The organism is Desulfovibrio sp. MES5 (genome assembly GCF_002237645.1).
GTDB lineage: Bacteria > Desulfobacterota > Desulfovibrionia > Desulfovibrionales > Desulfovibrionaceae > Desulfovibrio.
The window spans coordinates 1-24307 of the sequence record NZ_MJUZ01000050.1; the positions used below are offsets into that span (position 1 = coordinate 1).

21 protein-coding genes and 1 riboswitch are annotated in these 24307 nt (G+C 56.7%); of the genes, 4 read left to right on the plus strand and 17 right to left on the minus strand.

The window, feature by feature from the left end:
- Window positions 1–908 precede the first annotated feature (908 nt).
- A riboswitch (cobalamin riboswitch) is annotated at window positions 909–1091 on the plus strand.
- Between the two features lie 209 nt (window positions 1092–1300).
- From BCS36_RS12645 to nrdG, 3 genes are all read left to right on the plus strand, one after another.
- On the plus strand, window positions 1301–3556 hold the full coding sequence (locus tag BCS36_RS12645) for an anaerobic ribonucleoside triphosphate reductase (protein WP_291303235.1): 2256 nt from the start codon (window positions 1301–1303) through the stop codon (window positions 3554–3556).
- A 206-nt stretch (window positions 3557–3762) separates the two neighbouring features.
- Window positions 3763–3927: an anaerobic ribonucleoside-triphosphate reductase gene (gene nrdD, locus BCS36_RS12650; protein WP_246388002.1), complete on the plus strand. Its 165-nt coding sequence runs from the start codon at window positions 3763–3765 to the stop codon at window positions 3925–3927.
- Window positions 3920–4456 (plus strand): anaerobic ribonucleoside-triphosphate reductase activating protein, encoded by a 537-nt coding sequence (gene nrdG, locus BCS36_RS12655; RefSeq protein WP_291303236.1) that lies wholly within the window; start codon window positions 3920–3922, stop codon window positions 4454–4456. Before nrdD ends, nrdG begins: the two co-directional genes overlap by 8 nt.
- Window positions 4457–4675: 219 nt before the next feature.
- On the opposite strand, the gene BCS36_RS12660 is transcribed toward nrdG, so the two are convergent.
- From BCS36_RS12660 to BCS36_RS12690, 7 genes are all read right to left on the minus strand, one after another.
- Window positions 4676–5509 carry a bacteriohemerythrin gene (locus BCS36_RS12660; protein WP_291303237.1) on the minus strand — a complete coding sequence of 278 codons (834 nt, stop codon included), beginning with the start codon at window positions 5507–5509 and terminating at the stop codon, window positions 4676–4678.
- 582 nt (window positions 5510–6091) lie between these two features.
- Complete coding sequence (gene nifS / locus BCS36_RS12665; RefSeq protein WP_291303238.1) at window positions 6092–7246, minus strand: cysteine desulfurase NifS; 1155 nt, start codon at window positions 7244–7246, stop codon at window positions 6092–6094.
- Window positions 7247–7250: 4 nt separating this feature from the next.
- On the minus strand, window positions 7251–8087 hold the full coding sequence (gene nifU, locus BCS36_RS12670) for a Fe-S cluster assembly protein NifU (RefSeq protein WP_291303239.1): 837 nt from the start codon (window positions 8085–8087) through the stop codon (window positions 7251–7253).
- Window positions 8071–8514 carry an Rrf2 family transcriptional regulator gene (locus BCS36_RS12675; protein WP_291303240.1) on the minus strand — a complete coding sequence of 148 codons (444 nt, stop codon included), beginning with the start codon at window positions 8512–8514 and terminating at the stop codon, window positions 8071–8073. Before BCS36_RS12675 ends, nifU begins: the two co-directional genes overlap by 17 nt.
- Window positions 8515–8550: 36 nt before the next feature.
- Window positions 8551–9492, minus strand: coding sequence for a homoserine O-succinyltransferase (gene metA / locus BCS36_RS12680; protein ID WP_291303241.1), 942 nt, complete (start codon window positions 9490–9492; stop codon window positions 8551–8553).
- Between the two features lie 193 nt (window positions 9493–9685).
- On the minus strand, window positions 9686–10417 hold the full coding sequence (locus tag BCS36_RS12685) for an ATP-binding protein (RefSeq protein WP_291303242.1): 732 nt from the start codon (window positions 10415–10417) through the stop codon (window positions 9686–9688).
- Between the two features lie 3 nt (window positions 10418–10420).
- Window positions 10421–11077, minus strand: a complete 657-nt coding sequence (locus tag BCS36_RS12690; RefSeq protein ID WP_291303243.1) for an HAD family hydrolase — start codon at window positions 11075–11077, stop codon at window positions 10421–10423.
- Between the two features lie 292 nt (window positions 11078–11369).
- On the opposite strand from BCS36_RS12690, the gene BCS36_RS12695 reads away from it, so the two are divergent.
- Window positions 11370–12266 (plus strand): ornithine carbamoyltransferase, encoded by an 897-nt coding sequence (locus tag BCS36_RS12695; RefSeq protein ID WP_291303244.1) that lies wholly within the window; start codon window positions 11370–11372, stop codon window positions 12264–12266.
- 586 nt (window positions 12267–12852) lie between these two features.
- On the opposite strand, the gene BCS36_RS12700 is transcribed toward BCS36_RS12695, so the two are convergent.
- From BCS36_RS12700 to rsmA, 10 genes are all read right to left on the minus strand, one after another.
- Window positions 12853–13437 carry a serine/threonine protein kinase gene (locus BCS36_RS12700; RefSeq protein WP_291303245.1) on the minus strand — a complete coding sequence of 195 codons (585 nt, stop codon included), beginning with the start codon at window positions 13435–13437 and terminating at the stop codon, window positions 12853–12855.
- Window positions 13419–14201, minus strand: a complete 783-nt coding sequence (gene queC, locus BCS36_RS12705; protein WP_291303246.1) for a 7-cyano-7-deazaguanine synthase QueC — start codon at window positions 14199–14201, stop codon at window positions 13419–13421. Before queC ends, BCS36_RS12700 begins: the two co-directional genes overlap by 19 nt.
- On the minus strand, window positions 14198–15250 hold the full coding sequence (locus tag BCS36_RS12710) for a thermonuclease family protein (RefSeq protein ID WP_291303247.1): 1053 nt from the start codon (window positions 15248–15250) through the stop codon (window positions 14198–14200). Before BCS36_RS12710 ends, queC begins: the two co-directional genes overlap by 4 nt.
- Window positions 15251–15375: 125 nt before the next feature.
- Window positions 15376–17145 carry an RNA polymerase sigma factor RpoD gene (rpoD, locus tag BCS36_RS12715; RefSeq protein WP_179979344.1) on the minus strand — a complete coding sequence of 590 codons (1770 nt, stop codon included), beginning with the start codon at window positions 17143–17145 and terminating at the stop codon, window positions 15376–15378.
- Window positions 17132–18874: a DNA primase gene (gene dnaG, locus BCS36_RS12720; protein ID WP_291303248.1), complete on the minus strand. Its 1743-nt coding sequence runs from the start codon at window positions 18872–18874 to the stop codon at window positions 17132–17134. Before dnaG ends, rpoD begins: the two co-directional genes overlap by 14 nt.
- A 331-nt stretch (window positions 18875–19205) precedes the next feature.
- The gene (locus tag BCS36_RS12725) at window positions 19206–21659 is read right to left on the minus strand and encodes a Smr/MutS family protein (RefSeq protein ID WP_291303249.1); all 2454 of its coding nucleotides are present in this window, start codon (window positions 21657–21659) and stop codon (window positions 19206–19208) included.
- A gap of 275 nt (window positions 21660–21934) precedes the next feature.
- Window positions 21935–22402, minus strand: coding sequence for a GatB/YqeY domain-containing protein (locus BCS36_RS12730; protein ID WP_291303250.1), 468 nt, complete (start codon window positions 22400–22402; stop codon window positions 21935–21937).
- A gap of 108 nt (window positions 22403–22510) precedes the next feature.
- On the minus strand, window positions 22511–22714 hold the full coding sequence (gene rpsU, locus BCS36_RS12735) for a 30S ribosomal protein S21 (RefSeq protein ID WP_040368982.1): 204 nt from the start codon (window positions 22712–22714) through the stop codon (window positions 22511–22513).
- Between the two features lie 356 nt (window positions 22715–23070).
- Window positions 23071–23343 carry an HU family DNA-binding protein gene (locus BCS36_RS12740; RefSeq protein WP_179981664.1) on the minus strand — a complete coding sequence of 91 codons (273 nt, stop codon included), beginning with the start codon at window positions 23341–23343 and terminating at the stop codon, window positions 23071–23073.
- A gap of 120 nt (window positions 23344–23463) precedes the next feature.
- Complete coding sequence (rsmA, locus tag BCS36_RS12745) at window positions 23464–24303, minus strand: 16S rRNA (adenine(1518)-N(6)/adenine(1519)-N(6))-dimethyltransferase RsmA (RefSeq protein WP_291303251.1); 840 nt, start codon at window positions 24301–24303, stop codon at window positions 23464–23466.
- Between the last annotated feature and the right edge of the window lie 4 nt (window positions 24304–24307).

The following is a 24307-nucleotide window of genomic DNA, read 5'->3' on the forward strand; positions in this document are numbered from 1 at the left end:
GGGAGGGACCCTTTTGCAAAAGGGTCCCTCCCCCACGCCCCCACCCCCTAAAACTCTTATTGTATGTTAGTAGGGCGAACCGGATTTTCTGATCTGAAAGGGGCAGAGGCAGCGTCTTTCTGGCATCACAGCTGACTTTATGAAGCTCGCTGTGGTATGAGATGTTCGCTGTCCGAGCAGAGGCGCGCGCCATGACCAGGGCATGCCCCTGTTTGCTTCAGAGCCACGGCCCTTTTTTGCGCAAAACGGGGGAGGGACGCCCGGACATGGGTTTTGGAGAGATACATGGGCCTTCTCATGCAAGGGCGGGCATGAGGCCACGTCCGGGGGGGCTCACCGGGGCTGGTCGTGGCAGGCATAAGGGCGTTCTCCTTCAGGGGGACGAGTGCCCTGCGGGCACGGAGCGGGAGAGGAGGGCAGGCCTCCTGGTACATCGGGAATGTCCTTGTTTGCATGGCCAGAGCATGATCTTTTTTATCTTTTAATTATATTCACTAAGCTGAATTTATTTAATATTTAGCTTCAAGATGTCGCTTCTTGGTAATATTTCTTAAAAAAATATGCCCCGGTAAAAATGGCAAATGGTGCGGTTTTCCAGAGGCCGATTCTGCAAAGCCGCAGTTGCCAAGGGTTTGATCAGTCTTGAAATCATCAGGGCAGTGCGCTAGATTGTAGCTCGCACCAAGGGAGTCATCAGCCAAATATATAAGGCTGCGGAACTTTCAATGGCGGTTCCGGCAGTGTAGTTTTCGGGCAGGGTATAGCTCGCGCCCAGTACTTTTTTGCGGCCTTTTTTTGGACTTGAGAGAACGCTTTGTAATAAAATTTATCATTAAAAACTGAACTGTTCCCACGAGACTAGGAAGTCTTTTTTGCTTACCCCGATTGACATGATGCAGTTCTTTTGAGATTTTCTAGACATTGAAAGCGCCCTATGGGCTTAATAGAGAATCCCGTGAAAAACGGGAGCGGACCCGCCGCCGTAAGCCGCACAAACGCCGCCTTTCTTCATGCGCCACTGGGGCAATGCCCTGGGAAGGCCGAAAGGCGGTCGGCAAGCCGGAAGACCTGCTTTCAACAATACTCAACGGCTGTCGGATATACCCCTCATACAGCCAGATACGGATTGTCGGCACGGGGCCTTTGCCGGCCAATCCTTTGCGGGAGCGACCTGTTCCCGGCTACAGGCTTGCCCCTGGGTTTACTTACCGCCCCATACGTTACCGGTGTCCCCTTCGTTTGTTTTGCGAACGAACTTTTTCACAGTTGTTTTTCACAGCTCTTATGGGAGTCTTTCTCCATGCCCGCCAGCATCACCAAGCGCGATGGCACGGCAGTGCCTTTTGATTCAGTCAAGATTCTCAACGCCATTACCAAGGCCAACCAGGCCGTTGGCGGTGAGGATATGTCCCCTACAGACCTTTTGTTTGTCACTGAAAAAGTGTGCAAAAAACTGGATGCCCGAGGCCTCAAGCACGTTGAGGAAATTCAGGATCTTGTTGAAGAAACGCTGATCCAGTACGACTACGCCAAGACCGCCAAGGCCTACATCCTGTACCGCGCCGAGCATACGAAAATCCGCAACGCGGAATCGTATCTCATGGATATCTATAAAAAACTTACGTATTCCCCGGCCATTCACGAAGACATCAAACGTGAAAACGCCAATATTGACGGCGATACCGCCATGGGCACCATGCTCAAGTACGGGTCCGAAGGTTCCAAGTACTTCATCGACAACTATATTCTGCCCAAGGATGCCTCGGCCGCGCATATCAATGGCGACATCCATATTCATGACAAAGATTTCTACATGCTCACGGAAACGTGCTGCCAGATAGATCTTATCCCGCTGTTTAAAAACGGTTTTTCCACAGGACACGGGTATTTGCGCGAACCCAACGCCATTGAAAGCTATTCGGCCCTGGCCTGCATAGCCATTCAGGCCAACCAGAATGAAATGCACGGCGGTCAGAGTGTGCCGCATTTCGACTTCGCCATGGCAGAAGGCGTCATCAAGACGTATCGGCAGGAATACAAAAGGGCCTTCATCTCTTTTGTGCGCATTGCCATGCGTATGGAAGCCCAGGAAGCTGCGGATTTTACTGAAAAATTGCTGGCCAGCGTTGACCTCTGCCCGCGCCTTGGCAATATGGAAGAATTTGGCCGCAAGCTTACTCAGGCTGCTTCTGCGGAACAGAAGGCCATGGTGGGCGATGCTCATGCCTATGCCGCCGATGAAGCCCTGAAATATACCGAGCGCCGCACCTATCAGGCCATGGAAGCTCTTATCCATAACCTGAACACAATGAACTCGCGTGCAGGGGCTCAGGTGCCCTTCAGTTCCATCAACTATGGCACTGACATCTCCGCCGAAGGGCGCATGGTGAGCAAGAATCTGCTCAAGGCCACCAAGGCTGGGCTCGGCAACGGGGAGACATCCATCTTTCCCGTGCAGATTTTCAAGGTAAAGTCCGGGGTCAATTACAACAAAGAAGATCCCAACTACGACCTTTTTCAATTGGCCATTGATGTTTCAGCCATGCGGCTGTTCCCGAATTTCAGTTTTCTGGATGCTCCGTTCAACCTGCAGTACTACACGCCGGGCGACTACAACACCGAAGTGGCCTATATGGGCTGCCGCACGCGGGTTCTCGGCAACGTGTATGACAAGGACAGGCAAGTGACCTGCGGACGCGGCAACCTGAGCTTTACCTCGATCAATCTTCCCCGGTTGGGCCTTGAGGCCAACGGCGACGTCAAAAAATTCTTTGCCCTGCTGGACGACAGAATTGATCTTGTTTTTCGCCAGCTTATGCACAGACTCAAAATTCAGAGCTCCAAAAAGGTGCGCAACTATCCCTTCCTCATGGGCGAGGGAATCTGGCTTGATTCCGAAAAGCTGGACTGGGACGACAGTATTGAAGAAGTCCTGAAGCACGGCACGCTCAGCATGGGTTTCATCGGCGTGGCTGAAGCCCTCATATCCCTGCTTGGCAAGCACCATGGCGAAAGTGAAGAATCCCAGAAGCTCGGCCTTGAGATCGTCGGCCATATGCGCAAGCGCTGCGATGAAGAGTCGGAAAAGGTCGGCCTGAACTTCTCGCTCATCGCCACCCCGGCGGAAAGCCTCAGCGGCCGCTTTGTCTCTCTGGATAAGGCCAAGTTCGGCAGCATTCCCGGCATTACGGACAAGGATTACTATACCAATTCCTTCCATGTGCCCGTGTACTGCCATATCAAGGCATTCAGAAAAATCGAGATTGAGGCCCCGTACCATGCGCTGACCAACGCGGGGCATATTACCTATGTGGAGCTTGATGGCGATACCTGCAAGAATCCAGAAGCCTTTGAAAGCATTATCCGCTTCATGCACGATCAGGGTGTAGGTTATGGATCGGTCAACCATCCGCTTGATCGTGACCCTCTGTGCGGATATGTGGGCGTCATCAATGACTGCTGCCCACGGTGCGGCCGCAAGGAAGGCGAGGGCGTCAGCCCCGAGCTTCTTGACGAGCTGCGCAAAAAGTATCCCCATATTCCCAAATGGAGCTAGGGCTATTCGCCCTGAAAGCTCCGGCGACTGCGCGTGTGAGCGTCCGCTACTGGAATTCCTTTGCCGGAGCGCGGTGGAAAAATTTTGAGAGCGCATGCTCTCAAAGCTGAAAAGTTCATGTTGTTTGCTGTTATGGCGGCCGCCCCGGCGGCCCGCCTGAACCTCATACTTATTATTTATTACGTGCAAGGAGAAAGTCTATGTTGATGAAATCGCGTTTGTTTGACGAAGTGAAGCCCGCGCAGAAGCTTGTGGGTCAGGGCATGACTTTTGAACGCACCCGCCGCATCACCGGCTATCTTGTGGGTACGCTGGACCGTTTTAACAATGCCAAACGGGCTGAGGAACGTGACAGGGTCAAGCATGCCTAATGATGCGTCTTTGCAGCCCATGCGCCTGTCCGGCATTGTGGAGGAATCCATAGTTGACGGGCCGGGGTTGCGATACGTTCTGTTTACCCAGGGTTGTCCGCACCGCTGCAAGGGGTGCCACAATCCGCAGACACACAGCTTTGAGGGCGGCTTTCTTTTTACAGTAGAAGAGGCGCTCAGGCAGTTTGACGAAAATCCCCTGCTAGCGGGGGTGACCCTTTCCGGAGGCGAACCATTTGCCCAGGCGGCCCCCTTGTGCTCAGTGGCACAGGGGGTGCGCGGCAAGGGCAAGACCGTGATTACCTACACGGGGTATACCTTTGAGGAATTGTGGCGGCGCGCTCAGGATGACGCCTGGACCGCACGCCTGCTGGATCTAACAGACCTCTTGATTGACGGCCCTTATATGGAAGAGCTGCGCGATCTGGAGCTGCTTTTCAGAGGAAGCGGCAATCAGCGTCTTTTGAGCAAAAAAGACCGTGAAAACATTGCGGCGGAGCTTGAAAGGTCGGAAGATCCTCCGCAGTAGCATAGTTTTTCGGTTTCATGTTTTGACCATGAATAAAGCCCGCCAATGGCGGGCTTTATTCATGGTTTTTTATGAGCAGTTTACCAATGAAATGCGTTAACTGCCTTACAAGGATTTTTCTGAAATACTTGCCGCGAAATTCGAGTTGGCCTTTTGCCTGGCATACGCGAGCATTTCAAGTGCTGAATGATCCAGATGAACCGGCAGGCGCGCCAATGTTCAGTTCTTGTCCTCTGTTGCGCTGTTGTCCCTTTTCAGCGTGATGCCGTGATGCTGCGCCACGTAAGGTGCAAAGGACACATCCATGCCCTGAATATGCTCAATGAGCCATGTTTTTAAAAATTCCAGCAGGGCTTGGTCCACATCAGCCTTGCCTTGCAGCAATGCTTCACGAAAGAGCACAAGTTTATTTTTAAATGCCTGATGCTCCTCAATATGTTCCTTGCTGCAAGGATAGTCGGAGTAGGCAAAGAAAATTTCTTCAGTAGTAAAGTGGGTAAAGGCGTAGCCAGCCAGTGAATCGAGAATTTCCAGAAGAAGGGCGGAATCACGGCCTTGCCGAAGGCCATTATGCAGCCTGTTTACGTATGAAAGCAGCAGCTTGTGTTGGCCGTCAATAACGGGCACCCCGGTGGAATAGCTGGGCGTCCATTGAAAGAACTCTTCTTCCTGCGCAGTTTTCGTCTGAATGGAGGCGGCAGGCGTATCACCAAGAAAGGCGTTCATCTGGGCCAGGTAGTTTTCGCAATATTCCAGCTCTGCCGCCACCTTGTCCAGCCATTGGGTGGTGAGCCCACCAAAAAAAGCCGTTTCCGCAAGTCCCGGGCAAATACCGGCAAGCTTGCGTTCCTGTTCTGCCTGATCGGCCGCCAGCACGCGCAGTTTGCGCGCGGCCTCGTGCAGGCTGTCCTTGGTCATGGCCTGACCTGACATGGCGAGGGTGTATTTTTCATGGCATTCGGCGGCATCCTGCCGCATTTTGTCCAGGTCACGCCGGGCGGACGCGAGCTCACGGGTATGAGCTTCGCCGTGTGCGGCCATAAGTTCGGCCATGTGGCATAAGGACCCACAATCAGAGGCATGCGGAAGGTGAAGCGTGCCGGGTTTCCTGAGGCTGCTGCAAATGTTTTTAAAAGGTTTGAGCAGGTCTCGGTAAAGAAGAAAAAGCCCGCCAAAGCCGCAGACAAGCCCAGCCATACCCGCGACAAATGACAGTGGCGGGGAGAGGAGCAGCCCCAGTACGCTGATGGCTGGCGAAGCAGCTAAAAGAATAAAGAAAGCGGGCATGCTCTATCCTTGAGTCATAGCGGTTTTTGGCTGCGGACGAACTTCCAGAAGGCCTTTCTGGCAATGGTTCAAAAAGCAGCCAGCCCCTAGCATAGCGGCCGGAATGCCCTGTTGTTCCAGGCTTGGGCTTTGGGACTGCCCGCCGTGACCGATGAAACCTCACTGGCCACGGCGGGGAGTGGAAAGAAACCGGCCGGACGAATCCGGCGGGTACAGTCTTGGCAGGTTACCATTGAGATTGTGCATTCTCAACGGTTTTGGCTCGCCTGTTACGGCGCTTGCCCGAGCCAACAAGTACGGCGGGCATCTTGCAATATAATCTACAGAGCAATTTCAGTGTAACGCGCTCTAGTTCTTGAATGGTGAAATGGCTCTGAGAGTTTCAATGACCTGCGGGAAATGCTCAATCACAAAATTAACATCGTCTTCAGTGGTGTAGCGCGACAGGGAGAGACGGATTGAGCCGTGCGCGTAGTTGAAGGGAACGCCCATGGCGCGAAGCACATGTGAAGGTTCCAGACTGCCGGACGTGCAGGCAGATCCGGAACTGGCACAGATGCCCAGCCTGTCGAGCATGAGCAGGATGGCCTCGCCCTCAACATTCTTGAAGGAAATGTTGGAGGTGTTGGGCAGGCGGTTTTCCACATCGCCATTGACCATGCAGTCGGGGATGCGCTCAAGAAGGCCTGCTTCCAGTTTGTCGCGCAGCATGGCCACCTGCACGCGCTCTTCCTGCATATGGTCCAGCGCCAGTTGCGCGGCAACGCCCATGCCCACGATGTAGGGCACGTTTTCCGTGCCGGCCCGGCGTCCCCTTTCCTGATGCCCGCCGCGCAGGAAGGGGCGGAAGCGCACGCCCTTGCGGATGTACAGGGCGCCTATGCCCTTGGGCGCGTGCAGCTTGTGCCCGGAAAGCGAGAGCATGTCTGCGGGCAGATGACTGAGGTCAATGGGGGTCTTGCCCACAGCCTGCACCGCGTCGGTATGAAAAAGTACGCCCTTTTCGCGGGCCATCTCGGCCATGCGCTGGATGGGGTAGATATTGCCCACTTCGTTGTTGGCAAACATGATGGACACAAGCGCCGTGTCTTCAGACAGGGCCTGTGCGTACTCGTTCATATCAAGTCTGCCCTTGTTGTCAACGGCAAGATAGGTGACGTGATAGCCGTGACGCTCCCAGTGCTGCATGACGTTGAGCACGGCAGGATGTTCCACGCGGGTGGTGATGAGGTGGCGTTTTTCAGGCTGGGTTTGAATGGCCGTCCAGATGGCGGAGTTGTCGCTTTCAGAGCCGCAGGAGGTGAACAGGATTTCGTCCGCGCTGGCTCCCAGAAGGTTGGCCAGGCTTTCCCGGGCGGCGTCCACGGCGTCGGCTACCTGCCCGCCAAAGGTGTGCATGCTGGAGGGATTGCCATAGAGGTCAGTAAGGTAGGGCAGCATGGCGTCCCGAACTTCGGGCGCCACCGCCGTAGTGGCATTGTTGTCCAGATAGATGGTTCTCATGGCCTTATGCCTCCTCAACCACTAGGTCGGGTTCCACATTTTCACGCAAAAGGCGCTGCACCAGGTCGCGGATGGTCACATCGCTGGAGCGGCATTGAGCGCAGCGTCCGCGCAGCGAGACCACCACGCGCATGCCGTCCACGTCCACCAGTTCAATGTCGCCGCCGTCGGCCGCAAGCAGAGGCTTGATTTCTTCTTCAATGGTCTTGAGCACCAGTTGCATGCGCTGCACATTGGTCATCCGCGGCTTGGGCTTCAATTCCACCAGGGGCTTCTGCTTGAGTTCGGCCGCGAGAATCTCGCCGATTTCATCCAGGCATTCGCCGCATGCGCCGCCAGCCTTGGTGTAGTTTGTAACCTCTTCAACGGTCTTGAGCCCGTTTTCGCGGATGGCGCGGATGATCTGGGCATCGGTCACGCCGAAACACTTACAGACAAGCTTGCCTTCTTCATGGGCGTGCGGCACAGGGGGTTCGCCCTTCCACTGCCGGATGGCGGCCTCCAGCGCTTCCTGCCCCATGACGGAGCAGTGCATCTTTTGCTTGGGCAACCCGCCAAGAGCATTGGCAATATCCTTATTGCTGATCTTGAGCGCATCTTCCACAGACATGCCCTTGATCATGTCAGTAAGTACGGAACTGGAGGCAATGGCGCTGGCGCAACCAAAGGTTTCAAAGGTTGCGTCCTCGATTATGCCCTGATCGTTGATCTTGAGATAGAGCTTGAGAGCGTCGCCGCAGGCCAGACTACCTACTTCGCCGATGGCGTTGGCCCCTTCCAGCGGGCCCACGTTGTGGGGGCGCAGAAAATGGTCATGTACGGCTTCAGTGTAATTCCACATAATTACCTCCCGACGCGGAGTGTTTCTCTGTGTCTATGATTTCTTGCAGCGTTCGCTGTTGCAAAAAGCTGCGGATGTGTGCGTCCAGGTCACTCCAGAAGCTGCGCGTGGAGCAGTGTTTTTCCCGTTGGCAGGGACGTCCCTTGCCCAGGCAGCGCACTGGAGATATTTCGCCTTCAAGGTGCTGAAAAACTTCTTCCATATTAATGTCAGCCGGAGCTTTGGCCAGGGCGTAGCCGCCGCCGGAACCGCGTACCGCCCGCAGTATGCCCATGGGGCGTAATGCCCGTACAATCTGCTCCAGGTAGCCCGAAGAAATGTTCTCCTCGCGGGCTACTTGCCCCAGTTGCAAAAGGTTGCCCTGGGGTTGGGCTGCCAGCCGCAAAAGAAAGCGCAGTCCGTAACGGGTTCTGGTAGAAAATCGCATAGGCTCCTCGTCTCCGGCAAGCGGGCGGTTTAGGTATCACATGAACCGCGATTCGCGGTTCTGGGCAATAGCTGTAAGGCTGAACGGAGTTTCCTGATACACGTAATAGTTGAGCCAGTTACAATAAAAAAGGTGCGCGTGAGCCCGCCAGTTCATGTGCGGCATGGCAGAAGCGTCGTCATTGGGGTAGTAGTGCTGCGGCACACCGGGGTTGAGGCCCCTGTCAACATCGCGGCGATACTCGGCGTCAAGTGTTCCACGATCATACTCCAGATGTCCGGTCATGAAAACTTGCGAGTGGTCCGTGCGTTCCGCAAGGGTGACTCCCGCTTCATCCGACTGGGCCAAAAGGCGCAGGCGTGGTTCTTCAAGGATGTTCTGCGCCCGCACTTCGGTATTGCGTGAATGCGGCGCGGTAAAGGTATCGTCAAATCCCCTGAAAAGACGGCAGCCCGGATGCAGTATGTCGTGGTTATAAATGCCTGAAAGTTTGCGCGGCAGATTGAACTTGGGGATGCCGTAAAAATGGTACAAGGCAGCCTGAGCCGCCCAGCAGATGTACAGGGTCGAATACACGTGGCTGGAGGCATAGTTCATGATGTCAAGCAGCTCATGCCAGTAGTCCACATCCTCAAAAGGCAGGTGTTCCACTGGCGCGCCGGTCACAATCATGCCGTCAAAGCTGCCATGTCGTATTTCGCTGAACGTTTTGTAAAAACGTTCGAGATGCTGGGCCGGGGTGTTCTTGGATTCGTGGGCCTCTGTGCGCAACAGTGTAATATTGACCTGAAGAGGCGAGTTGCTCAAAAGCCGCAGCATCTGCGTTTCTGTAGCAATCTTGGTGGGCATCAGATTGACGATGGCTATTTCCAGCGGGCGGATGTCCTGCGCCACGGCGCGGTCTTCGGTCATGACGAAGATGTTTTCGTTTTCGAGATCTGCGCAGGCGGGTAAATCCGCGGGAATCTTGATGGGCATGGCCTCTTCCTTGACCCTGAAGTTAATACGAAGGCAGTGATTTTCTTGCCGAGCCGTGTTCATGCCTAGCGTCGGGTCCCCGCTTTTTTGCTCTTGCGGGGACCCTGGCTAAAACATAGCGATTTGATATGTTTTGTCAAGACGCTATAAAGGCTATTTGTTTGTACAGACAGTAAGAGGGTCACTGTTCATGTTACACCGCAATTATATGGCACTCCACAGGAATATCGCTTTGCGCATCCTTCATGGCTTGCTGCACCAATCGCTCAAGCCCGCCACAGCAAGGTACGCTCATGCGCAACACCGTGAGCCTGGCTATCTGCCCAGACTTTATAATGGCCGTGAGTTTTTCCAGCAAGGCCGCGTTGTCTTCGAGTTTTGGGCAAGCAATGATGGGAATGCGGCCCGCTATCCAGTCCTTGTGCAGGCTAGGCAGGGCAAAACCGGCGCAGTGGGCGGCCAGCAGCACATGCGCGCCCTTGAGAAAGGCGGCAGTGGGCGGCACAAGGCGCAACTGTATGGGCCACGAGGGCAGGTCTGTGGCAAGGCCGGGATTGGCGGCCACAGCAGCGGGGCTTAACGGTTTGAGGGCCCGCGCCATACTTCCGGGGCAACCGCCGGTTTTATGCGGCATGTCGTGTGAAAGCCCGTGCTGGCCATGCCCGGCAGGCTTGCCTGCCAGCCCGTCGCGTTCAGCCTTGGCGGCAAGGGCCTCTTCTTCATCAAAATCTTCCGCCTCACGCTCAATAAGCTGTAAAGCGCCCTCGGGACAGTTCAGGCAGGCGCCCAGACCATCGCAGTAAGAGTCTTTTATAAGTTTGGCCTTGCCGTCAACAATAGCCAGCGCGCCCTCGGCGCAGTCAAGTATACACTGACCGCACCCGGTGCACTTTTCTTCATCAATCTGAATAATAAGACGTTTCATGCGTTATTCCTCTTCCGCCAGTGTCGGCAGTTGGGAAGGACTGTCAATAATATGATCGGCCCCGGCACGGCGCAGTTCTTCTGCGCCACGGAATCCCCAGGCCACGCCTACAGAAACCACGCTCGCGTTATGTGCGGTCAGCACATCCACATCGCTGTCGCCCACATACAGAGTTTGTGGGACAGAAATACGCATTGATTCCATCATGTCCAGAAGGGCACGGGGATGCGGTTTCAGGGGCGCGTCCTTTCGGGCGCCGCGAACCAAGGCAAAAGGAATGTCAGAAAAGTAGTGCTGTACGATTTCCAGAGTATGTTCTTCAGGCTTATTGGAAAGAACCGCCAGAGGGTGCCCGGCGGCCAGCAGCGTTTCCAAAGCTGCAATAACGCCGTCGTAGGGGCGGCTGTGCTCGCACATATGCTGTCCATAGTATTGGCGGGCTTCTTCTACCATCTGCGCCATGGCCTGTTCGTCAAGGCTGGCGTCTGCGGGCAGGGTGCTGCGCACAAGGTTGCCAAAGCCGTTTCCCACAAACTGTCTGTAGCTTGACAGTGGGTGAGGGGGGTAGCCATGTTTTTCAAGTATGGTGTTGCAGGCGGTACCTATGTCAGCAAGAGAATCGAGCAGGGTTCCGTCAAGGTCAAAGAAAAAGGCTTTCATCAAAACTCCCGTTGGTCCTTGGTAACAGTAGAAGCCCCACAATGGCGTTGTAAAAACATTGTAGCGGAAAAGCAGTACAAATCACAAGTCTGCACCCGTGCAAAAAAGCATCAAGGTGAATTTTAGACACAGGATTAACTGTTGGTCCCATATTGCCGGGCTGTTTTTTGTACAAAGGCTTTGCGTATTGTGTCAAATGGTTGCGCCGTGCTTCTGGACAGAGGCACGGCGCCTTGTTAGAGTCTTAGCACCAGGCTGAATTAACGTATGTGACCCTCGTCACGGAGGATTTATGGCACGACATATTTTAACTCTCAAGAATCTGGGCGAGAAGGCATCCTGGCTCCTTGTGCAACAGGCCATGGGCATGCCGGACGCAAAAACCCGTACCAATTTTATGAATGAACGTGTGGCAATGCTCATATTTGCCGACTATTCCCTGCCGGAGCGGCTTTGCGTTTCGGCTGCGGTGCGGCAAATGGGCGGGGCTGTGGTATATGAAGGCAACCGTACTGTCTGGCGGAGAGAACTGGCTGCCTTTCGTGAACAGCTTATGCCGATCTTCAGTTATTATGTGGATTGTCTCTACACGTATGGCTTGTCTGTAAGCTCCTGGAATCCGGACCGGCTTGCCTTGCGGTTTCCGATCATCAATGCGGGCAGCCCCGACGCGCACCCAGCGCACGCCCTAGCTGATATCGCCTGCATACTCCGCAATTCCAAAGACCTTCGCAATGTCACCTGCGCCTGGATAGGCTGCCTCAATGGCACCCTGCATTCCCTGGTGACGGCCACGGAGTGGTTCCACTTCAACTTGCGCATAGCCCTGCCGCCGCATGTGGACTCAACCTCCCTCAAAGAAGAAGCGGCGCGACTGGGAAGCAACATCGAATTTGTGGATACGCCCGAGGAAGCTGTTACAGGCGCAAATTATATCTCGGTCGGCTGCCGGGGCGGTCTTACCGCTGAAGAATATGATGACTGGAGCGTAAGCGAGGAACTGTTGGCCAAGGCAAAGCCCCACGCCAAGGTCATGCTTGGCGCAGCGCCAGCCGATGCCATCATGGTGAGCAGCAACATCATGCGTAACGGCAAAACGTCCATGCTGGCGCAACAGTCCGAATACCGGCTGCGCATGCACAAACGCATGCTGCACTGGGCATTTCTGGATAATGACGACGATGTCTAAAACTTGTGGACAAGCTGTTTTTCAGCGTGTGCATTCATGCAATTCAGATCATGCCAATTACGGCGCACAATCCCGCTCATAAGCAGCGGCGTCGTCGTGGCCTGCAAGACCCTGTGGGCAACGACTCAAGCCGCGTTTGACGCCTTGCCGGCGGGTTTTTGCTCGCGTGGCCGCCTGAATTTTTTGCGGCAGTTTTACTTCGAAAGGTTTTGCGGGGGAGGGACCTTATGCAAAAGGTCCCTCCCCCCACGCCCCACCCTAAAACCTTTATTGTATTCTATGGCGCTGCAAAGTGTTTTCGGGGCTGGAGCGAGGGTTCCGAAACGGAGTCTTAAGGCACTATATTTTTTAATGTTGTCATTCTGCCCAAATACGGTTTTTGGCAGAATTCACGTCACGTTACGGCGCGCCGCATTTTCGTGCAGCGGTAGAGCGTGTTGCCTTTGAAAAAGGTCATCACGCCAAAAAGTTATCTGCACAAAATGTTGGGAATCTGCATTTGCAATGTCGCAACGTTGCAATGCTGCAAGGCAAAAAAAGAACCGCCCGTTGGTACGGGCGGTTCTTTTTTTATGTGGCGAACGTGTCAGTCCGCCAGAATCTCGTATTGTTCCAGCTTGTCCCACACGGCGCTGATGAGCATGGCCATGATGGCCGCCAGGCGCGCCATGGACTGATTGTCCAGAGGCGTGGCCTCGCCGCGAATCCGGGCCGATTCCACAGCAAGGCGCTGGCAGAAAAGTTCAGGGCATTGTGACTGCTGCCCCTGGGCCAGCAACGGCATGTATTGGGCGAAGGGGCCATCCACAAAGGCTTCCAGCTCCGTGCCCGCGTCCTTTGTGTGTTTGCCGGACTCTTCAGGGTGGTCTGCGCTCTGGCCGGGCTGCTCAGCCTGATTTTGGCCAGCATGGTGCAAAAGGTTGCCTGTCTGGCGCAGGTAGCCCATAAGCACACTGTTGGGGGCGTACTGCATGAGGCCCGCCGTGACCACCGCATGAGTAAAGGCGCGCCACTCTGAACAAAAGCAGATAGCCCCCTGGCCATCAAGATAGCTGGACGGCAACTGGGCGCTGTGTGCAAGGCGAACCATGCCTTCCACATCCGTATTGATGGCAAAAAGAATGCAGGCCGCTTCAATGCCCTGCGCGGCATTCAACTGTTTTTTGGACATGTTTTTTCACTTTCGGTCTGGCGGGCGGCTACGTACTCGGCATGCCCCGCTGCCCGCAATCGGCAGGCCGGGCACTGGCCGCAGCCATAGCCCCAGGTGTGACGGTCGCCGCGCTGGCCCGCGTAGCATGTATGGCTTTCCTCAACAATCAGGTCCACCAGGGCGGAACCGCCCAGGTTGGACGCCAGGGTCCAGGCGTCTTTTTTGCTGCGCCACATGAGCGGCGTGTGCAAAACGTAGCTCGCGCCCATACCCGTGTTCAGGGCCACCTGCATGGCCTTGATGCTGTCATCGCGGCAATCGGGGTATCCGGAATAATCGCTCTGGCACACGCCGAGCACCATATGGCGTATGCCCAGGCCATAGGCCCAGGCGGCCGCGTGCAGAATAAAAATAAGGTTCCGGCCCGGCACAAAGGTGTTGGGCAGGCCGTCAGGGCCTTGCTCTTCAATGGGCGCTGATGACGTGAGAGCCGTATTGGCCAGCTGGCGAAAAAGGTCAATATCCAGCAGGCAATCGGGGCCTAGGCGCTGCTCCCATTGAGGTTTCAGCGCGGCCATCCCCTGTCGCAGGTTCTGGCGGCAGGCCAATTCCACGGAATGGCGCTGCCCGTAATCAAAGCCAAGGGTGCGGACCTTGCCGAAACGCTCCAAAGCCCAGGCCAGACAGGTGGCGGAATCCTGGCCGCCGGAAAAGATGACCAGAGCCGTCTGATCCGCCAGCGGCCCGTGGGCGGCGTCATTCTGCTCAAGCCATCCACTCATGGCGTCACCGGCCAGAAGGGGCAAACCCGCGCAGGGGCGTAACCAGCCATGAAGGCGTCCATCAGGTTGCCGAAATAGACACGGTTTCTTGGACGGATGCTCTGGGCTTCGGCACAGTCTGAGGGGAAGAAGCGCAGGGACTCCTTGTTGCCAAGATAGGTGTTTTTGGCCACAGGCTGCGAAAGCAAAAAGCCCCACATGCCGCGCCGTTCGGCAATGGCCTCATGCTGCAGGGTGCGCAGGCGTTCCTGCAATTGCGGGCTCAGGTCGCGGTGCGGATAAAAATAGGCCGCGCCGTTGCGCACCATGATTTCATTGAGGGATCTGCCGTCAGGCAGCATAACTTCGGCCAGGATGCGGCCATACAGGTCGCGGTGCTTGACGCCCGCCTGAAGGAGCTTCACCTGCTGGCCCTGGGCCAGCGCTGCAAGCTGGACCCTGGCTTCGCGCGCAAAAAGCTGACCCCTGCGGTCGCCCCGGGCCAGTTCTGGCGCGTCAATGCCCGCCAGACGCACGACGCGCCTGTCCGTGAGCTTGAGGGTGTCGCCGTCAAAACAGGTCGCCACAAAGCCAAGAGGCTGGGGCAGAGGAGGGGCCTCCGGGGCCGTGTTGGGGGCTACCTGAGGCGCAGGAGCTGCTTGAGTCGTGGGGGATGCCTGAGGCGTGGAGGCCGGGCTTGGGGCCGCCTGAGGAGTAGGGGCCGCTTCGCTGGCGGCGGGGACGGTGCTGTCCGGCACAGCAGCGGCAGCCGGTTCAGCGGGGGAAACTTCAGCTTCAGCGGTGTCCGTGAGTATTGCTGTGGCGTCACGGGGGCTGTCAGCCTTGCTCGGGATTGCGCTGGCAGCAGCGTCCGCGTTGTCCGGATTTGCGGCTGCGGGTGTGGGGGCGGCGGTCTGCTGTTGCGTCTGGGCCCAGGAACAGACAGCAGGTGAAAGGCTCAACAGGGGCAGGAGAGCCAGCAGACAAACAAGGCCAAAAAACCTGGGCGCACTGTACAGCCGCCCGAACCTGCGCAAAGCTGACACAATCACTATGGTATCCTGCTGCATATGTGAAAAAGTAGCGGAGCCATGCCGCCCTTTCAAAATTTTGAGTCCCGTAAAACCGGTTTCAGCTCTGGGCGGCCATAAAGCCGGGGCGGTCTGGCAGTATATGCCAGGCCGCCCCGCATGAATCAGTTTTCGTAGTACGAGCGCAGGGGCTGGCTGCGAACCGGGTGACGCAATTTGCGCAGAGCCTTGGCTTCGATCTGCCGGATGCGTTCACGGGTAACGTTAAAGAGCTTGCCCACTTCTTCAAGGGTATGGTCGCTCTTTTCAGCAATGCCGAAGCGTTTACGCAGCACCTGTTCCTCACGCGGGGTGAGGTCGGCCAGTACAGCGGCCAGCTGCTCGGACAGCTTGGTGTTGATGACTTCTTCAGCCGGGGCCACAGCCTTTTTGTCCTCAATGAAGTCGCCGAGGCTCGAATCTTCTTCATCGCCAATGGGCGTTTCGAGCGATATGGGTTCCTTGGCGATCTTGAGCACCTTTTTGACCTTTTCCACCGGATATTCCATACGCTCGGCAATTTCTTCCGGGGTGGGGTCGCGGCCCAGTTCCTGCACAAGGTAGCGCGACGTGCGAATGAGCTTGTTGATGGTCTCAATCATGTGCACGGGTATGCGTATGGTGCGGGCCTGGTCGGCGATGGCGCGGGTGATGGCCTGACGTATCCACCACGTGGCGTAGGTGGAGAACTTGTAGCCGCGCTGGTATTCAAACTTGTCCACAGCCTTCATGAGGCCGATGTTGCCTTCCTGGATGAGGTCAAGGAACTGAAGCCCACGGTTGGTGTACTTTTTGGCAATGGACACCACGAGGCGCAGGTTGGAGCGGATAAGCTCCTGCTTGGCGCGCATGGCGGCGGTGTTGCCGCGTTTGATGCGCCACAGCACTTCTTCAAGATCCGTCACGTTGTGGCAGCATTTTTCCTGAAGGCGGCTGAGAATTTCGATCTTGCCGATGATCATTTCCTTGAAGGAAAAAAGCTCGTCCACGCTGAGCTTGAGGTCGCGCGCAGCGTCAACGGGGTTCACCTCGCGCTTTTCAAGGCCGTCAAACATGGCCTGGATTTCTGCCTGGGTGCGGCCTGTGGAAAGAATGTAGGCCGAAAGGTCGCGCTGGCAGTTGTGCATCTGGCGCACGTAGTCTTCAACCGTTTCAATGATGCGGTCGATGAGGGTTTTTTCCAGCTTGATGTCGCGCAGGCGCGTGACGATTTCTTCCTTGAAGCAGATGATTTCTTTCTGCACGGCAGTGACGCGGCGGTCCATGCAGGCGCATGTATCCAGCTTTTTGTAAATTTTGCGTTTTTTCTTGAAGGTCTGCTTGATTTCGTCAAGCAGCAGAATAACGCGCGAGCGCTGGTTCATTTCGTCTTCGCTGGGGTCGTCCTCCTCAATGGTTTTGACCACATCTTTAAGTTTGATGCGGTTTTGGCGCAGGTCTTCGCCAACATTGATGAGTTCTTCAACCGCCACTGGAACTTCAACCAGGGCATAGAGCACGTCCTGCTCGCCCATTTCGATTTTTTTGGCGATAACCACTTCGCCGTCACGGTCCAGCAGGGGAACGGCGCCCATTTCGCGCAAGTACATGCGCACGGGGTCGGTGCTGCGCGACGAATAGTCGGCGGACTCTTCGTCTTCGGACAGATCCAGCGAACTGTCGGTAATTTCTTCATCCGATTCGGTGGCGGCAGCAGAAATCTTTTTGCCGTCCTTTTCCGAATCCACAATAACGATTTCCAGCTGTTCAAAGATGCCGATAATTTCTTCAAATTGCTCGGGCGTGCTCATTTCAACGGGCAGAGCCTTGTTGACCTCTTCAAAAGTCAAAAAGCCCGCGCCCTTGCCTTTCGCAATAAGCGATTGAATTTGCTGGATATCTTTAAGATTGCTCATGCCCTTTCTCCAAGGTTTCCTTAAGTGCGCGAAGATAGTCCAAATCAGCCTCAAAGTCACCTGTGCCGGTATTGGCTCTCAAGGCCGCGGATAGAGATGATTTTTGCGCTGAGGCGTAGTAATTGTTCAGATAATGCCGCAGTGATTCCAGTTCCCTGTCGCCGTTGTCACGCGGGGCGGCCTCCGGGCCGCAACATTTGCACCAGAAATTTTTTTCTCTCTGGTCCAGTTGATGAAAAACCGCTTCCGAGCCGTGCGTTTCGATCTTGTCCCACAGCTGGCGGGCCACGGGGGATTGCAGAACGAGGTCAGCCCCCATTTCCTGCATGTCCGTCAGCCGATGCGGGTAGCGCACGGCGTACATCATGACTTCACGATCGCGTATGTTCTGTCGCGCGCGCCCGGCTGAAGTCCCGCCAGTTTCGGCGCGCGTTTTGTCGGCCCGTGAACCGCGCGACTGGACAAGCCCCTCGCGCAGGTCGGTCTCTGAAAGTTGAAGATGATTGGCCAGCCGTGAAACGTAGGGGCTGACCAGTTCGGGAATCTCCACCTGACGCAGAAAATTTCGCGCCCATTCCACGGTTTCGCGCGGGGCAAGCGCCTTGAGCACATCGACGCAAAACCTGAGGCCGTCCGGGGCCTGGGCCTGCAGTTCCTCAAACGCTTCCGGGCCTGCGCCGCGCAGCAGGCTGTCGATGTCTTCTCCATCAGGCATCAATACAACCGAGCAGGACAGGCCGCGCGTAAGCAGCATTTCACACGAACGCAAGGCCGCCTTGCGCCCGGCGCGGTCGCCGTCAAAAAGCAGGGTCATCTGCGAAACAAAGCCAGAAAGCCGTTTGATCTGCTCCGGCGTCAGTGCCGTGCCAAGTACGCCCACGGCATTGTCGTAGCCGAACTGGTGCAGGGTCAGCACGTCCATATACCCTTCGGTCAGCAGCACCCGCCCCTTGGTGACCAGGCCCTTGCGGGCCTGCGCCAAACCGTAAAGATGCTCGCCTTTTTTATAAATGGGCGTGTCGGCGCTGTTTATGTACTTTGCTTCATCCTCGTCGCCGATGATGCGGCCGCCGAAGGCTATAATCTGGTTGGACAGGCTCTTGATGGGAAAAATGAGCCGTCCCCTGAAGCGGTCATAGGCCCGCCCGTTGCCGGACTGCCCCAGCAGCCCGGATTCAATCGCCATACGCCCGTCAAAACCCGCGCGCCGCAGGGCATCCGCCAGGGACTGCCATTCTCTCTTGGCCCAGCCAAGGCCAAAGCGCTGCACTATTTCCTGGCTCAGGCCGCGCTTGTCTATGTAGGCCCGGCATTCTTCGCCGTCAGGGCCGTTGAGGGTGGCGGCAAAGTGCCCGGCAGCCAGCTCATACATGCGCAGCATTTGCTGCCGCGAGGAGCGGCGTTCGCGTTCTTCGCCCTGCTGGCGGGCGCTATTGGGGCCGCGTTCAATGGTTATGCCGGCCTCAGCGGCCAGCTGTTCAAGTGTTTCCTTAAAATCAAGGCCATTAATGCGGCTGTAAAAATCAAAGATGTCGCCCGAGGCGTGGCACCCGAAACAGTAAAACAATCCCTGGTCTTCGTTGACGGAAAAGGAAGGCTTGGTTTCCTGGTGAAAGGGGCAGGGCGCTACCCAACGTGGGCCGTTGCGCCTGAGCTCCACATAGCGGCGCACAATGTCCACAATATTCATGCGCTCCTTGATGGCGCGTATGGCGTCCTTGGACTGCATTGCAGATTCTTTTCCTTGGCGAGAGAGCAGTGTGCGCGTGTTTCGGCACTGTTGTCGTCAGCGGCGACAGCCTGTTACGCAAAAATCCTGTTCTCTGGCAGTAACAAAACGTGTTTCGTCAGAATGCTGCCCGGCTGCTTCCAACGCAAGCTTTTGCACCCATACTCTGTTCAGCGCGCCATTATCCGAGCGTTTTTGCCTTGAAATGCACGGGCGGCTGCGTGAGCCGACGCCCCGCCCTGAAAGCGTAAACGCCCCATGTTTATGTGGCCAAGCGCCATAACGGGCGCGTCATAAACGTCGCAAATGCCACTTCTAACGGTATTCCGCACTAGCGCAGGGTTACAATGGTCATGCCGTCGCCCCCCTGATCTTCGGGGGCGAGATTGAAATTCTCCACTGCCGGAAAGGCCCGCAAAAACTCGTGAACCTGTCGGCGCAAGGCTCCCGTGCCGCGCCCGTGCACAACTTCCACTTCCCTGAAGCCCGCCAGCAGCGCCTTATCCATGAAGCGCTCCAGTTCCGCAAGCGCTACATCGGCACGAAGGCCCCGCATGTCAAGACGTAGAGACGCTCCATCAGCCGCTCCGGCAGGTCGGGCTGATCCGCCGCTTTCAGAAGCAACGGGCTGGCGCGGCGCGCTGTCCAGAATGGAAGAGGGCTTGCCGGAAGGACTTTGAACAGCCTGACGCCCCGGTATGCGCAGGGCTTTCATGTCGGCCCATAGGTTCACGCCGTTCATGTCCAGACGCACGCGGTTGCGGCGTTCGTCCACATCGGTGACTACGCCGCGCTTGTTGAAAATGGTGTGCAACACTTGCTGGCCCACAACAAAATGCTCCGGGCTGGGCAATACAGACTGGCTTTGCGTGACTTCGCTTTCCGTTGCCAGCGACGCCCGCAACCGGGACATCTCTTTCAGGGCCTGCTTGTGCGTCGCGCGGCCTTCTTTCCAGGCGCGCATAAGCTCGGTGGCCTTGGCGCGCACCTCGTCATGCAGGCGCAGGCGCTCTTTTTCCATCTTTTCGCGCTCAAGCTTTGTGGCCGTGCGCGCCTTGTCCTGCTCCTGACGGAGGAGAACAAGCTCTTCTTCACGCTGGGCGGCAAGATCATTCAGGCGGCCAAGCAAGGTTGTGGCGTCCTGGCCGTCTTGCAGCAAATAGTGCTCAGCCCTGCGCACGATACTCTCCGGCAGGCCGTGTTCGCGCGCCACATCCAGAGCCTGGCTGGCTCCAACCTGGTCATAAGCCAGTTTGAACAAAGGCTTTTTACTCTGAGGATCAAAGAGCATTGAAGCCGCCCTGGCTCCTTCTCTGGTGAGGGCGTAGCTCTTGAGCGCGGGAAAATGTGTGGCCGCCAGAACAAAGGTATGTTTGTCCAGCAATTCGTCAAGTACCGCCTGGGCCAAAGCTGCGCCCTGGGCCGGATCCGTTCCTGCGCCAAACTCGTCCAGCAGCACAATGCCGCTGTCGTCAAGATGCTTCCAGGCTTTGGCCAGGTGTTCTATCTGGGCCGTAAAGGTGGACACATTGTCTGCAAGACTCTGTTCGTCGCCGATGAAGGCGTCCATGCGGCTGAACCACGGCAAATGTGAACCAGCCCCCACAGGCACGGGCAGTCCGCTCAGCGTCATGGCAGCAATAAGGCCGAGGGTTTTCAGGCAGACGGTCTTGCCGCCCGCGTTGCCGCCGGTAATGACCAGGGCGCGCTCGCCGGGGCGCAGAATGATGTCCAGCGGACGCACGGAAGCCGCAGCCGAGGCTGCGCCTTTTGAACCCTGTCCAGCGGCGCTGTTGTTGGCCGCTTTTGCCCTGTTGAGCATAAGCAGGGGATGCCGGGCCTCAAGCAGCTGTATGCCCTCGGCCACGGGGGTAAGAGGCAGGCAGCGCCCGTCCAGCAATGCGGCCAGACGGCGTTTGGCCTGCAACAGGTCAAGATGGGCAAGAAGTTCCAGCGCCGCCTGAGCTCCCGGCAGTTCGGCTTCCAGCAGGCTGCGCAGGTAGAGCAGCACCTTGCGCTCTTCTTCGCGCTCCTCGCGCTTGAGTTCCTGAAGGCGGTTATTGATCTCCACCAGGAACATCGGCTCGAAATAGCAGGTTTCGCCGGTCTGCGACCAGTCGTGGATGATGCCCTGCATGCGGCCCTTGAAGTTGGCCTTGAGGGGCAGCACGTAGCGGTCTGACGAAAGGGTCATGAACTCGTCCTGCAGGTAGGCCAGCATGTTGTACTGCAGGGCAAAATCCTTGACCTTGCGCATGCAGTTCTGGTGCAGGCGACGCAGTTCGCCGCGCAAACGATAGAGTTCGGGCGAGCTTTCGTCCTTCAGAAGGCCATCGTCAGAAATGCAGCGCAAAAGGGCGGCTGTAAGCTGCACCGGCAAGGGAGCGCCGTCGGCCATGGCAAGGAGGTGCGGCCACTGTCGCGGCGCATCGGGCACGGCAATGGAGGCGTGGGCGTCGCGCGCCAGGCGCAGCACTTCCCGCAGCGCCCAGAAGGCGTCCACGTCGGGCTGAAATGCGTGGGCACGCGAAGTTTGCGCCGCATGCAGAAAGCCCGATACGTCGGGAAAGGCGTTAAGCGTAAAGACCGCGCCGCCAGAGGCAGGACGCGAGGACCAGTCCGCGGCTTCCTCATAAACGCGTGCGGCAAGGTTCACATCCTCTGCCGTGTCCAGCGGGGTCAGGTTCAGGGCACGTTCACGTCCGACGCCTGAAATGCACAGCGAAGAGAGATGGCTGGTAATATGATTGAATTCAAGGGCCAGAAGCGTGCGGGTGTGGATCATGCTGATGCCTCAAAAGCGATGGTGCGGCGAACCGCAGAAAAAAGGGCGCACGAAATGTCAGGCATTGCAGCCCGGATAGTCTGGAGGGCGCTTCTTCGCCAGGCACACAGTCTTTCCATTTGCGAGGCAACTCCCGGCTGGACGGTATATCTGGCCATGGCGATTGACGCTGGAATGCTGCGGCATGCCCACCTGCGGGAATGCGGCTTGAAAATGGAGCGCGACCGCGTACGCCGAAGGATGTCGCAAAAATATCCTTCGGCAGCGCGGACTGGTCAGGACTGCAGGCGTTTTTTGACGGTCTCGGACAGAACCTTGCCGTCCACCTGGCCTTTGTGCCCGGCCATGATGGCGGAAATAACCCGGCCCATATCCTTGGGGGACGTTGCGCCAAGTTCGGCCACCGTGGACTCGATGAGAGCCTGCAGTTCTTCCTGGCTGAGGGCCTTGGGCAGGTATTCTTTGAGAATGACCAGCTCAGCCGCCTCTTTGTCCGCCAGGTCGGGGCGCTGCGCCGCAGTGTACTGTTCAATGGAGTCCTGGCGCTGCTTGCCTTCCTTGACGATGACGTCAAGCATTTCTTCATCGGAAAGGCTGCCGCCGGGCCGCCGCATGTCCACCAGGCGGTTTTTGACCGCCGTCTTCAGCAGGCGCAGCACAGTGAGCCGCACGCTGTCTTTAGCTTTGTAGGCCTGAATGTAGTCTTTTTCGATCTGCTCAAAAAGCGTGGTGGTGACGGTCATAACAGTAGTGGGGGTGGAGTGTGGAGTAATGCAGAAAATGCGGGAAACCCCAAGGGGCTTCCCGCATGACTGGCCGGATGAAGGCCCCGGGCGCATATGCGCAGCCGGTTAAGCCATGTTCATCTTCCTGATTTTTTTCATCAGCCGCTTCCGGGCGGCGGCCTTTTTCTTTTTGCGCATAACGCTGGGCTTTTCGTAGTGCTGGCGTTTTTTCATTTCTGAAAGAACACCGGCCTTTTCTACCTGCTTCTTAAAGCGACGCAGCGCGATGTCAAAGTTATAATCGTCTTCGTTAAGAAAAACTCCGGGCAAGAAAATCACCCCCTTCGGCGGCAGGGCTGGCTCTTGGCAGCCCCAAAAATAACCGTCAACGGTCTTACCCGTACACGGACAGCGACAGAGTCGCCAAATGAGTGGGTTATATAGCTCGCATACTATAAAAGGGCAAGCCTTTTTTCACTGAAACAGGATGGGCAGAAGGCGGGCTGCGCCAATGCAGCGCAGCGGCGAGGAGCTAAAAACCCAAGACAACATGCATGTCTTCGGCTCCCAGTCGCCTCCGGCATACATGTTATCTGAGTTTTTTCGGTTTTGCCCGGCATCGGCAAAAGCCGTGGCGGGCCTGTGCGGTTTTGGCCGCTATGCCCTGAGGCATAGCGGCAGGAAGATCAGTTCAAAGAGTCTTTGAGCATCTTGCCGGGGCGAAATTTGAGAATTTTGCACGCTGGAATGGTAAGCGTATCACCGGTACGGGGGTTGCGGCCCTGCCGGGCTTTGCGATGTTCTACCGCAAAGGTGCCAAAGCCAGTAAGAGTGAGTTTGGATTCCTTGACAAGAGCGTCTTCAACGGAAGCGAGAAAAGCATTGAGGGCCCGCTCAGCAGCGGCCTTGGTCAGATTGGCCTTGGCAGCGATTTTTTCAACCAGATCAGCCTTAGTCATCAGCATGTCCTCCTGAAAAGTTCCCCGGCATTGTTTTCAAGCGGCCTTTTGCAGGGCCACTTGCCTGAAATACGCTAATGTCGCACAACGCAGCAAGATTATGGATAGACTGAAAACTTTTTATGCCATGTTGTCAAGCTGTGACGCCCAAAAAGCGGAAATACGCTGAAAATCGTGATGAGAAAGCACTTCTGGACGTAAATTTGGCGCAATTTGGGTACTTTCGAATGCTTTTTCAAGACCATGTTGAGCCGCTCGGCGAAATATGCCGCCGAGTTGCTTGCGTCTTTGCTGAAAACAGATGCGCAACAGTCGGGACAAGAGCGCGGGATGCGCAGGGCGCTCGCAGAGGGGCAGGGGGGTGAAGCTCAAGACCGCCGAGTCCACCTTTGGTGGAGGACTGAAGGCCCCCGGGCCCACCACAAATTCCATACGCGGGCGCGAATAGCTCTGCACCCAGACAGAAAGCGCCCCGTAATGACCGGTGTCCGGCTGCGCCGCAAGACGCTGGCCCACTTCTTTCTGCACCATAAACGCCGCCATCTGCCAGCCTTCAGACAGGGATACGATGTCCCATATAAGCGGGGAGGCCACATTGTAGGGCAGGTTGCCTATGACCTTCCACGGCTCCTGCACGCTGATGCGCCGCCAGTCAAACCGCAGGGCATCGGCAAGCACCGCCTGCGTGTTCGCGCCGCCAAGGCGCTGGCGCTCGGCGGCCCAGTGGCGGTCTTTTTCGATCAGTAGCAGCCGGGCATGCGGGGCAGCCTCAATGGCGCGGGTCAGCGCACCGGGGCCAGGGCCGATTTCAACGATGCGGTCCTGGGCGCACGGGGCGATAAGGGCCGCAATGCGGTGGCAGATATCTTCACGGCGCAGAAAATGCTGGCCAAGGCTTTTCTTGGCGCGGGGGGCATGCCCCTTGCCGCCGGTTTCTGTAGTGTGGTGGGTCACGGGCATACGG

Excerpts from the sequence above, each read along its gene's own strand:
- BCS36_RS12645 (WP_291303235.1), top strand. The coding sequence starts at position 1,301 with ATGCCCGCCAGCATCACCAAGCGCGATGGCACGGCAGTGCCTTTTGAT.
- nrdD (WP_246388002.1), top strand. The coding sequence starts at position 3,763 with ATGAAATCGCGTTTGTTTGACGAAGTGAAGCCCGCGCAGAAGCTTGTG.
- nrdG (WP_291303236.1), top strand. The coding sequence starts at position 3,920 with ATGCCTAATGATGCGTCTTTGCAGCCCATGCGCCTGTCCGGCATTGTG.
- BCS36_RS12660 (WP_291303237.1), bottom strand. The coding sequence starts at position 5,509 with ATGGCCGAACTTATGGCCGCACACGGCGAAGCTCATACCCGTGAGCTC.
- nifS (WP_291303238.1), bottom strand. The coding sequence starts at position 7,246 with ATGAGAACCATCTATCTGGACAACAATGCCACTACGGCGGTGGCGCCC.
- nifU (WP_291303239.1), bottom strand. The coding sequence starts at position 8,087 with ATGTGGAATTACACTGAAGCCGTACATGACCATTTTCTGCGCCCCCAC.
- BCS36_RS12675 (WP_291303240.1), bottom strand. The coding sequence starts at position 8,514 with ATGCGATTTTCTACCAGAACCCGTTACGGACTGCGCTTTCTTTTGCGG.
- metA (WP_291303241.1), bottom strand. The coding sequence starts at position 9,492 with ATGCCCATCAAGATTCCCGCGGATTTACCCGCCTGCGCAGATCTCGAA.
- BCS36_RS12685 (WP_291303242.1), bottom strand. The coding sequence starts at position 10,417 with ATGAAACGTCTTATTATTCAGATTGATGAAGAAAAGTGCACCGGGTGC.
- BCS36_RS12690 (WP_291303243.1), bottom strand. The coding sequence starts at position 11,077 with ATGAAAGCCTTTTTCTTTGACCTTGACGGAACCCTGCTCGATTCTCTT.
- BCS36_RS12695 (WP_291303244.1), top strand. The coding sequence starts at position 11,370 with ATGGCACGACATATTTTAACTCTCAAGAATCTGGGCGAGAAGGCATCC.
- BCS36_RS12700 (WP_291303245.1), bottom strand. The coding sequence starts at position 13,437 with ATGTCCAAAAAACAGTTGAATGCCGCGCAGGGCATTGAAGCGGCCTGC.
- queC (WP_291303246.1), bottom strand. The coding sequence starts at position 14,201 with ATGAGTGGATGGCTTGAGCAGAATGACGCCGCCCACGGGCCGCTGGCG.
- BCS36_RS12710 (WP_291303247.1), bottom strand. The coding sequence starts at position 15,250 with ATGCAGCAGGATACCATAGTGATTGTGTCAGCTTTGCGCAGGTTCGGG.
- rpoD (WP_179979344.1), bottom strand. The coding sequence starts at position 17,145 with ATGAGCAATCTTAAAGATATCCAGCAAATTCAATCGCTTATTGCGAAA.
- dnaG (WP_291303248.1), bottom strand. The coding sequence starts at position 18,874 with ATGCAGTCCAAGGACGCCATACGCGCCATCAAGGAGCGCATGAATATT.
- BCS36_RS12725 (WP_291303249.1), bottom strand. The coding sequence starts at position 21,659 with ATGATCCACACCCGCACGCTTCTGGCCCTTGAATTCAATCATATTACC.
- BCS36_RS12730 (WP_291303250.1), bottom strand. The coding sequence starts at position 22,402 with ATGACCGTCACCACCACGCTTTTTGAGCAGATCGAAAAAGACTACATT.
- BCS36_RS12740 (WP_179981664.1), bottom strand. The coding sequence starts at position 23,343 with ATGACTAAGGCTGATCTGGTTGAAAAAATCGCTGCCAAGGCCAATCTG.
- rsmA (WP_291303251.1), bottom strand. The coding sequence starts at position 24,303 with ATGCCCGTGACCCACCACACTACAGAAACCGGCGGCAAGGGGCATGCC.